This is a genomic window from Streptomyces sp. NPDC041713 (assembly GCF_055591085.1).
Map to the genome: position 1 here is coordinate 309,547 of NZ_JBVIZY010000005.1, position 12,583 is coordinate 322,129.

General features: G+C 70.1%; 13 protein-coding genes and 1 tRNA gene. 4 read left to right on the forward strand and 10 right to left on the reverse strand.

What is annotated here, in order from left to right; genetic code table 11:
- Positions 1-3: 3 nt before the first annotated feature.
- From ACZ6CV_RS17820 to ACZ6CV_RS17830, 3 genes are read right to left on the reverse strand one after another with little or no spacing between them, the layout of a single operon-like run.
- Entirely contained in the window at positions 4-906 is a 903-nt protein-coding gene (locus ACZ6CV_RS17820; RefSeq protein WP_469251708.1) for a 3-hydroxyacyl-CoA dehydrogenase family protein, read from the reverse strand.
- Between the two features lie 22 nt (positions 907-928).
- Positions 929-1,708, reverse strand: a complete 780-nt coding sequence (locus ACZ6CV_RS17825) for a thioesterase II family protein (RefSeq protein ID WP_469251709.1) — start codon at positions 1,706-1,708, stop codon at positions 929-931.
- A complete protein-coding gene (locus ACZ6CV_RS17830) occupies positions 1,705-3,849 on the reverse strand; it encodes an acyl carrier protein (RefSeq protein WP_469251710.1) in 2,145 nt (714 codons plus the stop codon). Before ACZ6CV_RS17830 ends, ACZ6CV_RS17825 begins: the two co-directional genes overlap by 4 nt.
- Before the next feature lie 335 nt (positions 3,850-4,184).
- On the opposite strand from ACZ6CV_RS17830, the gene ACZ6CV_RS17835 reads away from it, so the two are divergent.
- Entirely contained in the window at positions 4,185-5,117 is a 933-nt protein-coding gene (locus ACZ6CV_RS17835) for a 4'-phosphopantetheinyl transferase family protein (protein WP_469252014.1), read from the forward strand.
- Positions 5,118-5,229: 112 nt separating this feature from the next.
- Positions 5,230-5,302 (forward strand) — tRNA-Arg (locus tag ACZ6CV_RS17840).
- 490 nt (positions 5,303-5,792) lie between these two features.
- Here the strand turns inward: ACZ6CV_RS17840 and ACZ6CV_RS17845 are convergent.
- The 4 genes from ACZ6CV_RS17845 to ACZ6CV_RS17860 all read right to left on the reverse strand — a co-directional run bounded on the left by ACZ6CV_RS17845 (position 5,793) and on the right by ACZ6CV_RS17860 (position 8,161).
- Positions 5,793-5,963 carry a hypothetical protein gene (locus ACZ6CV_RS17845; protein WP_469251711.1) on the reverse strand — a complete coding sequence of 57 codons (171 nt, stop codon included), beginning with the start codon at positions 5,961-5,963 and terminating at the stop codon, positions 5,793-5,795.
- Entirely contained in the window at positions 5,957-6,445 is a 489-nt protein-coding gene (locus ACZ6CV_RS17850) for a hypothetical protein (protein WP_469251712.1), read from the reverse strand. Before ACZ6CV_RS17850 ends, ACZ6CV_RS17845 begins: the two co-directional genes overlap by 7 nt.
- 139 nt (positions 6,446-6,584) lie before the next feature.
- The gene (locus ACZ6CV_RS17855) at positions 6,585-7,424 is read right to left on the reverse strand and encodes a helix-turn-helix domain-containing protein (protein WP_469251713.1); all 840 of its coding nucleotides are present in this window, start codon (positions 7,422-7,424) and stop codon (positions 6,585-6,587) included.
- The gene (locus ACZ6CV_RS17860) at positions 7,421-8,161 is read right to left on the reverse strand and encodes a DUF6879 family protein (protein ID WP_469251714.1); all 741 of its coding nucleotides are present in this window, start codon (positions 8,159-8,161) and stop codon (positions 7,421-7,423) included. The genes ACZ6CV_RS17855 and ACZ6CV_RS17860 overlap by 4 nt, the downstream gene beginning before the upstream one ends.
- A gap of 332 nt (positions 8,162-8,493) precedes the next feature.
- Between ACZ6CV_RS17860 and ACZ6CV_RS17865 the strand changes: the two genes are divergently transcribed.
- The gene (locus tag ACZ6CV_RS17865; protein ID WP_469251715.1) at positions 8,494-9,042 is read left to right on the forward strand and encodes a PH domain-containing protein; all 549 of its coding nucleotides are present in this window, start codon (positions 8,494-8,496) and stop codon (positions 9,040-9,042) included.
- Positions 9,043-9,143: 101 nt separating this feature from the next.
- On the opposite strand, the gene ACZ6CV_RS17870 is transcribed toward ACZ6CV_RS17865, so the two are convergent.
- Positions 9,144-9,407, reverse strand: coding sequence for a hypothetical protein (locus ACZ6CV_RS17870; RefSeq protein WP_469251716.1), 264 nt, complete (start codon positions 9,405-9,407; stop codon positions 9,144-9,146).
- A 19-nt stretch (positions 9,408-9,426) separates the two neighbouring features.
- The gene (locus tag ACZ6CV_RS17875; protein ID WP_469251717.1) at positions 9,427-10,401 is read right to left on the reverse strand and encodes a hypothetical protein; all 975 of its coding nucleotides are present in this window, start codon (positions 10,399-10,401) and stop codon (positions 9,427-9,429) included.
- Positions 10,402-10,622: 221 nt separating this feature from the next.
- On the opposite strand from ACZ6CV_RS17875, the gene ACZ6CV_RS17880 reads away from it, so the two are divergent.
- A complete protein-coding gene (locus ACZ6CV_RS17880; protein ID WP_469251718.1) occupies positions 10,623-11,210 on the forward strand; it encodes a hypothetical protein in 588 nt (195 codons plus the stop codon).
- A 45-nt stretch (positions 11,211-11,255) separates the two neighbouring features.
- Here ACZ6CV_RS17880 and ACZ6CV_RS17885 read toward each other — a convergent pair whose 3' ends face one another.
- Entirely contained in the window at positions 11,256-12,224 is a 969-nt protein-coding gene (locus tag ACZ6CV_RS17885; protein WP_469251719.1) for a hypothetical protein, read from the reverse strand.
- Positions 12,225-12,583 lie beyond the last annotated feature (359 nt).

A 12,583-nucleotide genomic window follows, 5' to 3' on the forward strand; every position in this document is an offset into this window, starting at 1 on the left:
GGGTCACTCTCCCGACTCGTAGGAATGGAAGCCCTGTCCGGTCTTGCGCCCGTGGAGACCCGCGTCGACCAGCCGGGTGAGCAGGGGGCAGGGGCGGTACTTGGGGTCGCCGAAGTTGTCGTACAGGACCTTCAGGGACAGCAGGACGGTGTCGAGACCGATGAGGTCCGCGGTCTCAAGCGGCCCCATGGCGTGCCCGAAGCACTCCTTGAACAGCCGGTCGACGTCCGCCGCCGTGGAGACGCCTTCGTGGAGGAGGAAGACCGCCTCGTTGATGGTGAGCATCGCGACGCGGTTCGTCACGAAGCCCGAGGAGTCCTCCACCAGGACGTGCCCCTTGCCGACCCCGTCGAGCAGCGCCCGGGTCCGCGCGATCGTGGCGTCCGACGTGTGGTGGCCGCGGATCAGCTCGACGGTGGGCTTGAGGTGCGCCGGGTTCATGAAGTGCATGCCGATCACGTGCTCAGGCCGGCCGGTGAGCCCGGCGACCCGCGTGATGGGGATCGCGGAGGTGTTGACGCCGAAGGGCACACCGGGGCGGCACAGGGCGTCGAGCTCGGCGTAGAGGGGACGCTTGACGTCCCAGTCCTCGGTGACGTTCTCGACCAGGAAGTCCACGTCCCCCAGCCGCTTGAGGTCCACGGTGAAGTCGATCCGCCCGGTCACCTCCAGCGGATCCCGTACGGGCGCCCCGGGGCGGACCAGCGGAGCGAACCGTACGTTCCGCGCGATCTCGTCCCGTGCGGACGCCAGGGCGGCCTCCGTCACGTCCACCAGCACGACCTCGTGCCCGTGTTCCGCGAACAGCTCGGCCACGCCGCGCCCCATCGTCCCGGCGCCCACCACCCCTATGCGGTCCACCCGTTGCTCCCCCTCATGTCGTCGGTCACGTATGTCGTCGGTCACGCCGTTGGTTGTGTCGTCGATGTCATGTCGTCGGTGTCGGCATGGATGCGCGGAGGGTGCGCAGGAGATCGTCGCGCCCCTGGCCTCCGCGGAAGTAGAAGTGGCCCCCGGCCGCGACCGTGAGCTCTGTCGTGGCGCTGGTGTGCCGCGCCCAGCCCGCCCGCCAGGGCGCGTACGCCTCCTCGCGGCCGGCGAGGACGGTGACCGGCCGGTCGAGCGGCGGCTCGGACCTCCCCGGGACGTACCGCTCCAGAAGGGCGTAGTCGGCCCGGAAGCACGCGAGCGCGTGCGCCCGCAGGTCGGCGTCGGCCCGCAGATGGTCCATGGGTTCGCCCGTGCCGCGCTCGATCGCGTCGAGCAGTTCGTCGTCCGACAGCCCGTCGACGGGCCGCGCGACGGGCGGCAACGGGGGTGCGGGGCAGGAGGAGACGATGAGCCGTTGCGGCAACTCGCTGTTTCGCGCCTGGAGTTCACGTGTGACCTCAAGGGCGATGAGTGCGCCCAGGCTGTGCCCGAAGAAGAGGAACGGCCGGCGAGCGTGCCGTGCGTCCCCCGGCCCTCCGTCGGGATTCCCGAAGTCGACGGCCGAGACGAGGGCGTCCACCAGGGCGTCCATCCGCGTGTGCGCCGGCTCGGCCTGGCGGGTGGTCCTTCCGGGCAGGTGCACGCCCCGGACCTCGACCCCCGGCAGGTCGTCGGACCAGCGGACGTACTCGCCCGGCAGCCCGCCCGCGTGCGGGAAGCAGTAGAGGACGGCGACGGCGTCCGGACGGCGGTGCCGGCGGACGGTCCACCGCGTCACGGCATACGGCCGTGGCCGGGGGCGAGCCTCGCCTCGATCAGCGCGGCGAACTCCGCGGCCGTGGGAGCCGTGATCAGCTCCTTGGGCGCGAGCTCCACCGGGTACGCCTCGCGGATCCTGGCCACGAGGCGGGTCGCGATGAGGGAGTCGCCGCCGAGGTCGAAGAAGCTCTCGTCGGGCTCCACCTCGGGGAGATCGAGGATCTCGGCGAAGTACTTCGCGATGAGGTCGTACGTGACCTCGCGGGTGGGCGCGGATGCCGGGGGCGCGAAGGGTGTGGCGGGTGCGGTGGGTGTACCGGGTGCGGTGGGTGGGGCGGCTGCGGCGGGCCGGTGGTGCCGTTCCACCGTGAACAGCCGGCGCTCGAAGGGGTACGTGGGCAGCGCGACCTTGCGGGGCCGCCGTCCCTGGTGCAGGGCCGCCCAGTCGACGGCGGCACCGGTCAGCCAGCGCCGCCCGAAGTCGACGGGATCGCTCTGCGCCCCCTCGTCCTCCTTGCCCTCCCCGGCCACTCCGCCCGACGGCCAGACCGCTTTGGGGGCGGTGGCGAGCCGCTCGGGGTCCTCGCCGGTCAGCACACGTACGGCGTCCGCGGCATCACGTACCACCGCGATCCGCCGGTACGGGAGCTCCCGCCGCCCGGTCTGCAGCGTCCAGGCCACATCGGCGAGTACGGTGCCGGGCTCGGCCCGCAGCCGCTCCGCGAGCCGGTCGGTGACGGCGTCCAGAGCCGCGGGGGACTTCGCCGAGAGCGGCAGCACGTACGGGCCGCGCGCGCTCGGCGCCTCATTCGACTCCGCTTCCGCGGGGGGCTGCTCTTCCGCGGGGGGCTGTTCCAGGACCACGTGGGCGTTCGTACCGCCCACGCTGAAGGAGCTCACCCCGGCCCGGCGCGGCACGCCCTCCGGCCGCCAGTCCTCGGCGCGGGCGACCACGCGGAACGGGCTGTTCTCGAAATCGATCTCCGGATTGGGCTCGGTGAAGTGCAGGCTGGGCGGGATGACCCCGTGCTTGAGCGCGAGGACCGTCTTGATGAGGCCGGCCACGCCGGCGGCGGCGTCGGTGTGCCCGACGTTGGTCTTGACGGAACCGATCCCGCAGTAGCCGAGGCGCGGGTTGCCGCGGTCGTCGCCGCTGTCACCGTCATGACCGCTCTCGCTCTCGCTGCCGCGGCGGAAGGCTCGGGTCAGGGCGGCGATCTCGACCGGGTCGCCGAGGCGGGTGCCGGTGCCGTGGGTCTCCACGTAGGTGCAGGATTCGGGCGCCACGCCCGCCACCCGCTGGGCGCGCTCGATGACCGCGGCCTGGCCGGCGACGCCCGGGGCGGTGAAGCCCATGCGGTCGGCGCCGTCGTTGTTGACCGCAGTCCCGAGGATCACGGCGTCGACGCGGTCACCGTCGGCCTGCGCGTCCGCGAACCGTTTCAGCACCACGACGCCGACACCGTCACCGCCGACAAGCCCGGTCGCGGCGGCGTCGAAGGCCCGCAGCACGCCGTCCGGGGCCTGGATGCCGACCTCGTCGGTGCCGCCGACTCCGGACGGCAACCGCACGGTGACGCCACCGGCGAGTGCCAGGTCGCAGTCGCCGGTCAACAGCCCCTGGACGGCGGCGTGCACGGCGACCAACGAGGTGGCGCAGGCGGCCTGCACGGTCATCGTCGGGCCGGTCAGACCGAGCCGGTGGGCCACCCTGCTGCACAGGAAGTCGGGCCCGTTGGCGACGCGTATCTCCCAGTCGGAGGCGGCCGACGCGGCCGACGCCGAGGGGCGCTCGGCCCGGTCCGCCTTGAGCAGCTGCGCGTACGCGTTCTCGCCGCTGCCCCCGTACACGCCGACCGCTCCGGTGACCCGCTGCGGATCCTGGCCTGCGTCTTCGAGCGCGGCCAAGGCGCTCTCCAGGAAAATTCGAGCCTGTGGATTGATGATGCGGGCCTCGCGTGGCGAAATACCGAAGTAATCGGCGTCGAACCACTCCGGATCGTCGATGAGCCCCCGCGCCGCGACACCGTCGGGACCACTGATTCGAGTGATCGAATCCTTGCCGTCGAGCAGATTCCGCCAGAACGCCTCTGGGCCGTCCGCGTTGGGAAACTTGCAGGTCATACCTATGACCGCGATCCGTCTGTCCACCGTAATCACGGGGCCCCGCCTCTGTTCGGTGTTCGGCTCGGCGAGCTTAACCAGCGCCCTGACGGGTCACAAGGGTTGACTCGACGCACGGGAGGGAGTAGGCGGGGGCGCCGGTGCGACGGGGCCGGAAATCACCGCTGAAAGCGGCGACTTACGGCTCCGAAAGCACGGGCTTGGGCCAACTCCGGGCAATTACAGGGTGGTTAAGAACGATCCGAGATGGACGGACGGTTGGATCCGAGACGGACGGTTGGAGGGGACGACGCGGAACCGTCATCGCGAGATCCCCTCCACCCCACAAACCGGATGCCGCCGCTGCGGGGGCGGCGTACGTTGTGCGGGTGATGCGAGCCCACTCCGTGACGGCCCACTCGACGACGGCCGCCTCGTCGACGGCCCTCTCGGCGACAGCCCCCTCCGCGACGGTCCACCGCGTCACGGACCGCCGCCCGGACCTGGGCGAGGAGCGGCGCGCACGCCTGCCCGCAGGGGCCGGCAGCGGGGCCTGCACGCCCAGGGACTTCGACCCAGCGCGACTGCCGACGCCCGGAGGCCGCCACAGCGGGGAGCCCAGCCTCTGGCTGGCGCGGGTGGGCACGTCCCAACTCGACCTGGCGGTACTCGACTTCCGGGAACGGGAGCGGGCACGGGCCTTCCGACGCGAACGGGACCGTTCGCTGTACGAAGTGGCTCACGTGGCGCTGCGACAGCTGCTGGGCGCGGAGCTGGACGTCGATCCGGCCGGGGTCCGCCTGGCGAGAGCGGACTGCCCAGGCTGCGGCGGCCCCCACGGACGCCCGATCGTGGACCCGCGACACCACCCACCGGACCTGCACTTCTCCCTCTCGCACGCGGCAGACACGGCACTCATCGCGCTCGCCGGCCGCCCGGTAGGGGTGGACGTGGAGGAGCTGCCGTCACGGGAGCTGGTGGCGGAGGTCGCCACGGCCCTGCACCCCCAGGAGTCCACCGAGCTGGCCGCCCTGCCGCCGTCGGCCCGTCCGGCGGCGTTCGCGCGCTGCTGGACGCGGAAGGAGGCGGTGCTCAAGGGAACGGGCGAGGGCCTGGCCGCCGGAGCGGCGACGCTACGGGTGGGCACGGGCGCCCACCCACGCCCGGTGCCGGGCTGGCACGTCACGGACATCCCCGCCCCACCGGGCTTCGCGGCAGCGGTGGCGGTGTCAGCCCCGGAGTCGGCGTCGGCGTCGGCGTCGATCACGGCGACGACGACACAAGGGGCCGGGCCCGACACACCCCGCCACCCCTCGGCCCCCTGACCAGGCCGGGGGCCGGAGGGGCCAGGAACGGCCACCCGCTATACTGTCGGCGGTATCGCAGACCGCAGCGCCTGCTCACCACAGACCGGCCGGAAACGGCACGGCCTGGACCGCCTTCGTAGCTCAGGGGATAGAGCACCGCTCTCCTAAAGCGGGTGTCGCAGGTTCGAATCCTGCCGGGGGCACAAGATCAGAACAGGAAGGCCCAGGTCACGGAGGGAAAATCTCCGGTCCTGGGCCTTACTCGTGCGCACCCCCCGGGCGATGACAGGTCAGGTCGCCGCCCCGCCCTCACGCCAGTACGGGCTGGTCAGGATCGCGTTCTGCCGCCGTACGGCCGCACAGGTGGCAGATGTAGCTGCCCGCAGCACTGTGCGCCGTCGGAGCCGGTGGTCCGGGGTGCTGCGAGCAGACCGGGCCGCCCGTCAGAGAACGGAGATTGTCGCGAGGCGGGGACCAGGCCTCACCCTCTCCGCCCGCAGCCTCAGGCCGCGACGCCGGCCTCGGAGAGCTCCTCTGCGCTCGCCCGAAAGCTGTCGAACCCACCCGCGATCACCCCGTCGAAGAACTTGCTGATCTCCACTCGGCTCATGAGCCGTCGGGGATGTCGAGGTCGGTGCGGCCGTTCGCGAACGTGCCTCCGCAGGTGCGAAAGGGAGCTGAGGGGTGGGCGGGTCAGCCCGCCAGACGCGCGGCCATCCGGGCGGCACGGAGCGCGCGCCGGATCCGCTCGCCCTCCTCGCAGTCCGCCCAGTCGTGGCAGGGGCCGCACCCGTCGAGGTGCGACAGGAGGCGTTGGTACGTCTCCCGCTCTCGACGCTCCTCGGCCGTCCGCGCCTTCAGCACTGCTCTGCCTCCTCGCCGGCGTCGCGGCCGATGCGGCTGAGGGCCTCCACCGCCAGGGGCTCGCACAGGTCGTCCTCGTAGCGAGGCGCCACCACCCAGTGCGTGCCGGGCGGTTCAGTGCGGGACAGTCGCGGCACACCAAGAAAGGTGTCCGCCCCCAGCCACGGCGCCACGTCCTCGTGCCGCCAAGTCCCCCTGCGACGTGGCCTGGTCAGGGCGTAGTACGTGCCGCCCATGGTGCGGCCGTCGTAGATCACCGGACCGTCCAGGCTCTGCGCGAGCCGGACCGCGATCACCTGCGGGTCGGTGGAGCGCACCGCGCTGCGCACGAGGCGCTCGGGGAGACGAACCGCCTCGAACCTGCGGCCACACGGGAGCAGGGCCACACCGGTATCCGCCCACTCCCGCCAGGCCTGCGCAGGCTCCTGCTGGGCGCGGGCCAGCCAGTCCGCGACCACTGATGTCTGTCTCGGGGTGGTCATGGGAATGCCTCCGCGGGAAGTCGTGGGCCGCCCCCGCCCTTGAATGCGGCCATGACCAGGACCGTAGGGGCGCGGCAAGAGCCGTTGTCGATCGATTGCGCGCGATTGCATTTAACGACTCATCAGTTGCGCGGGTTGTTCAGCCGAGGTCCAAGGACGCCCGCGCGCGGCCGATCAAGCGACGTGCCATCGGCCCGCGTTCAGCCGATTCCGCAAGCCAGTCCCACGCCCGCTCGTACAGCCGGATGTCTTCCTCGGCAGTGAGCCAGAGCTCCTCGGTGATGGTCTCGACGACGACCTGACGGCGGTCGTAAATCCAGAAGGCGTGCGGAGCCGTACGCCTCAGCTGCGTTCCGAACGGCAGGATCCCCAGGTCCACACGCGGCATGCCCACCACGTTGTACAGGCGGTCGAGCTGCTCGGCCATCACCGACTTGAGGCACGAGCGGTGGTAGAGCGCCGCCTCACACACGAGGAACCGAAACTCCTTCCCCGGCTCGTACAAGGCCTCTTGCCGCCGCATCCGATGCGCGACGGCCTGCTCTGTCGTGGCAGGGATCTCGCGGAACTCCGCGTTGGAATCGAAAATCACAGACGCGTAGTCGCGCGTCTGGAACAGGCCCGGGATACGCGAGACCTCCAACGCCCGGATCAGCCTGGTCGCCTCCGTCTCCCGGATCGCGAGCTTCTGCCGCTCGGCGTGGCCGCCCGCGAGCTGCCTGCGCCACGACCGGTGCTTCAACTCCACGCCCGCGCGCAGTCCCTGCAATTCCGGTTCGACATCCGGCCGCCCCGTGGCCGCCGCCCACGCAGTGACATCCCCAGCACTCGCGGACTGCCGGCCGTTCTGGATTCGGCTCACCTTCGACGGCTGCCACCCCAGCTCGGCCGCAAGGTCCTTTCCCTCCATGCCCGCCTCGGCGCGTAGCTCACTGAGCCGCGCACCGAGGATCTGCCGGGCCTCTCGGAAGTCACTCACACAGTGGAACGTACCCCGCGCTGAAAATCGCTGGTGGGTACGGCGTAGTGCCATGCCGTATCGCGAGCCTGGCAGGCGGCGAGGACCTCGGCGGGGTCCTCGGTGACGTACACGCCGAGGGTGGTGTCGTCCTCGTCGAATGCGAAGCGGGCAAGGGTCTTGGAGTCGAAGAGCCAGAAGTCGAATCCCGGCAGGCGAAGTTCCTGCGCTCGCGAGCGCGTGAGGTTACGGATGTCCTCACCGGCGGCGACGTTGCCCAGGCCGGCGGCGAGGAGGAACTCCTGCCCCTGTGTGGCCGGTTCGTCGACGAGGCGTACTCGCTCGAACCGCTTGCCCTGAGCGGTCTGCGTACGTACATTCTCGCGCCAGGCATTCTCAGGCTCGGCGTTGATGTCCGCGCCCGCAGTCCAGCGCGCCCACTTGGCACTGTTGCGGTCGGAAGCGTAACCGCGGCGGGTCTCCAGCCTCCATGCGGTGTGCCGGAACTCCTGGAACAGGTGGGTCACCTCGGAGAAGGGGACCAGATCCGGAGTCGTGGTTCGCGGCGCGTATCGGGTGAGCAACGAGCGAGGCACTCGGACGAACGACTCGGACGGCTTCAAGTCGCGCAGCTGCACGAGGTGCTCGGGATCGGTTTCGACGTCGCCCTGGACGAGGATCTCCTCCGTCTCCGGGATGTCGTACAAGGTGGGGCAGTCGCCTTCATCGCTGGTGGTGCCGATGAACCGCAGAGTCATGTCGTCCTCCGTCAGCGAGGGTGGGCGTCCAGCATGCGCCGGGATCGCGCACTGGGGCGGGGGCATTGCGCAGGATTGCAGATCGGGTCAGGGCCCGGTTGATTGCGAGCAATCGGGCGACGAAGGAGCTGCGTGCGCAGGGCGTCACGGCTCTCTACGGTGCGGGCGGCTTCGAACCCGGCCCCGCCTGGCTCCGATGCACCCAGAGGTACGCCTGCGCGCTGGCGCTCACGGCCGTCATATCCGGCGATACGCTCAGATCCTCATCGTGGCGGGGGCACGATGCCGTTCGGCATGGGCGCCCCGCCGTCAGACGTGGAGGGGTGCCACTAATGGTGGACGTCAACGTGCGGCCGGACATCGACGCCGCAGCAGCGAAGCTCAAGAGCGCGGTCGGGTCGAAGCGCGAGATTCAGAAGTTGCCCGAGGTGCTGTGGGAGGGCGAGACCGTCGAGATGCTCGCTCCCGGTCTCTACGGCAAGGGAAACGGCCTGGTGGTGATGACCGACCAGCGCCTTGTCTTCCTGAAGCACGGCGTCATGTCGCAGCAGGTGGAAGACTTTCCGTACAGCCGGATCAGCTCCGTGCAGTGGACGGGCGGGATGCTGATGGGCACGCTGGCGGTGTTCTCGTCGGGCAACAAGGCCGAGATCAAGCAGATGCCGAAGGACGCGGGCAAGGCGCTGGCGGATGCGCTGCGTGCCCGGCTCGCCGGTGGTGCCGCTGGGGCGCAGGCCGCCGCCACGGCACCGGGTGCTCCCGCGCCCGCTGGCGGGGACATCGCGTCACGTCTCGCCACCCTGGATCAGCTCCGGGCCGCCGGGGCGATCACGGACGAGGAGTACCGGGACCGCCGGGAGAAGATCCTGGACAGCCTGTAGGGCTCGGGCCCGCCGGGCCCCCGGCCAGTGTTGTTGGCTGGGGGCCCGGCTCCGTCAGGTCCCTGAGTGGAATCCGCGACGACCCTTCATACGGCGAACCTTCAGCTGTGGGAGCGTCGCGATTCCCTTACGGCATGGGCACCGCTGATCGAGGCCGTAAGCCACAGCAGGGCCGAGGCGATGGCGATCTGGCTCTCCACGTGGGCCGCGGTGGTCGCCGCTATGTAGACGGCGGCTCCTACGACGACTCCGACGGAGATCGAGGTCGCGTCACGCCACGGTGGCACCGCTGCATTCCGCCCCACGAACAGCCGGATCGCGATGGACAGGAAGACGGCGATACAGGCGCTGTACAGAACCCACATGTTTCAAGAACCCCAGCTTCTACTTGCAGTAACCGCCAGAATACTCACCGGGCAGGAAGAGTCCCGCGGCGAACTTGATCTTGATGCAGCGCTTGTTGGCCTTGGCGCTCATCGCCACCTTGGTGATGGCCGCGGCATGGGCGCTCACATAGCCGTTCAGGCCCGGCGGCAGGGCCCAACTGCCCATGGCCACCAGTGCCCCATTGTTGGCGATCTTCTTCGTCTCGCTCTTCTTGAAGTAGGCGGTGCCGGTCACGATGCCCCAGGTGAACTTGGGGTCCGCGACCACCGGGAACGCTGTCTTGTCGTTGGTCTCCACGGTCTGGACGATGTCGTTGCCGTCGAGCTTGTAACGGGTGGGCACGGCATCGCCGTTGGCGTCCTTGGCCCAAGGCGCGTCGATCGTGGCCACGGGGAGCTGGACGCCTTCGCTGACCTCACGGGTCACCTCGAAGCCGCCCTGCCCGTCTTCGGTGATCTCCGCGTCCTGCGGGAGGTTGAGCCGGAAACGGTGAGACTCGGGAGCTCTGCCGTCCTTGAGTGTGACCAAGGTGCGGGCACCACCGTCCTTGGTCGGCTGCACGGCGATGTCGGTGGCAGCGGCGGCACCGGGATAGACCACGGTGCCCGCACCGGCCTTGACGCCCTCCACGCCTTCGGCGCCCGGCAGAGTAAGACCGAACGAAGAACCGCTGTCATCGGCGGCATGGATGGCTCCATTCGCCTTGTCCGGCGCGGTGACCGTGAGGGCGACGTTGTCCATGGCGGTCGTCGCCTTGGCGGGCGTGCCCGGGGCCGCCGTGGACACAGCGATGTCGGACGTTCCCGTGGCGGACTCAACGACAGCTGCCGCCTTCGCCACGTCCGCCGGGCGCGGGGTGGCGGTGTCGGCGGTGGCCGGAATCGCGGAAGCGAAGAGCGCTGCCCCGGCAGTGGCGGATACAGCGGCCATGGAGAGCCTGCTGAACTGGCGGCGGTGAGTGCTGTTCTGCACGCGCCGTACTCCTTTGAACGTGCTTTTCAGGCATAGCTCACACCTGTGCCCCTGTAGGGGCGAGCGGTGCCAGCCGGGCCTTGCGGTCAAGATCAACTTGATCATGCACAGAAGGGGCAAGCTGTGGCGGAAGCCATAATTCCGCCTCAGTTTTTCCTCAAATCTAAGGAGTTGGCCTTCTTAACCTTCTGATCACAGCTTTTAGTTCCAGGTAACCTGCGATGCTCAAGATCGATCACAGGGTGACCCTGCACGGCACCATCGATCCGGCATACCTCCCGTTGCGCCACCTCTCCGGTCGGCGGGCGATAAGGTCCGCCATGGAGTGGATATCCCCCGTCAGTACGGCACTTGGCGCGGCCATCGGAGTCGGGTCGACGTTGATCACCGATCGGCTCCGCTGGCGCAGGGAGCGCGCCGGGCAGAGCCTCGACGTGCGCAGGCAGCTCTACGCCGAGTACACCGCCGCGCTCTCCCGCACGCGAACGGCGCTCAACGAGTGCATGCACGCCCACATTTCCGCGGAGGAGCGCCCACAGCGGGTACGAGAACTGTTCCTGGCGCCCGGCGCGTACGAGCTACGGCACCAGTTGGCCATCACCGCGCCGCACGAGGTCGTCGCGGCCGCGCGTACCGCGTTCGTGGTCCTGCGGGACACGAGAGATCTGCTCATGGACGGCTCCACGGTCGACAGTCCCGCTTATCGGGAGCTCGAGGACAGGTTCGACGCGGCAGTGGTCGCGCTCCGCATCGTCATGCGCCGAGATCTTGGTGTCACTGACCACCCGAGCAGTGGGGCGTACCCATAAGTGCCCCACCACCAGGCCGTGTTGCCCCCCCCCAGGGCCCCGCCCTCAGACCCGCACCCGCACCCCATACCGCGTCCGCATCCGGTGGAGTTCCCACAGGGCCACCGCCGTGACCGAGATCGGGCCGCCCAGGACCGCGCACCACTGGGCCGCCGGCGGCCCGTGGGGGAGGCCGCCGTCCAGGGCGAGGCTGCTGAGCATCAGTTCCCAGACGAGTACGACGGTCAGCGCGGCCGGCAGGGCCGCGTGGACGTTGGACGTGTTGAAGGCGTAGCGGGCCGCGTACGCCGAGGAGAACAGCATGAACGGCAGCAGCCAGATCAGGCCGATGAGCAGGGCGAGGGCGATGAGGCCGTTGATCAGCGTGCCGTAGTTCTGCTTCAGGATGAGCGCGCTGCCCGCCAGGACGAGGACCACGCCCACCAGGATCCCGACGTACCAGCCCACCGCCTTCAGCGGCGCCCGCAGCCGGGAGCGGAGCACGGGGCGGTGCTCGGCGGGGGCGTAGCGGATGAAGCCCATCACCACCAGCGGGCCGGTGATGATGAGCAGGATCGGAGCCATGATCAGCTTGACCACGCCGTCGTTGGCGACACCGCTCCAGCCGTCGTCCGCACCGTAGGCGTAGATGAGGTAGAGCGACGCGGCGGTGCCCACCAGCGCGCGCCACAGCTGCACCTTCGACACCAGCGGGTCCGGGATGTGACCGGCACCCGGCTGGTTGAAGATCGCCTCCGCCCGCCGGCGGGCCGAGCGGATCACCGGGATCAGCGGCGATACGAAGAGGAAACCGCAGCCCGAGCGCCGTCGGCGGACCGGCTGCGGCGGCAGCGGGTACGGGTGGGGGTGCGGGTGGGTGTAGGGGTACGGGTTCGGGGGCGGGGGCGCGTACGGGTGCGGGGCGCCCTGCGGCGGGATGTTCGGAGGCGGCGCGCCGCCCCCCTGCGGTGGTGTGCCGCCACCCTGCGGTGGCGTGTTCCGCGGTGACCAGCCCTGATATCCCCCGTGAGCCACTGTTCCCCTGCCTTCCCGCGGCCTTCCCGCGACGCCTTTCGAGCGCGCGCAGTTTACTGGCCTGAATCCGACGGGTGTCACCTCTACGCGGCGGACGTGGGGAACCCGTGACCGGTGAGGGGCAGTTGCTCCTGTATGGCCCCCCTGGGTGAGGTGTCGAAAACGTGTGGGACAGGAGGGCAGCGGCGGCAATCCGTGGGGTGTGGACGCTCCCGTTCCGTTCCTTGGGGACGGGCCGGGGAACCGGCCCGGCAGTGTGGTGCACTGTGACGAGCCGGCGAACAAGTTCACCGAGAACCTCACCCGGTGACCGGTGACCCGGTGACCCGGTGACCCGGTGAGGGTGAGTGAGCGCATGA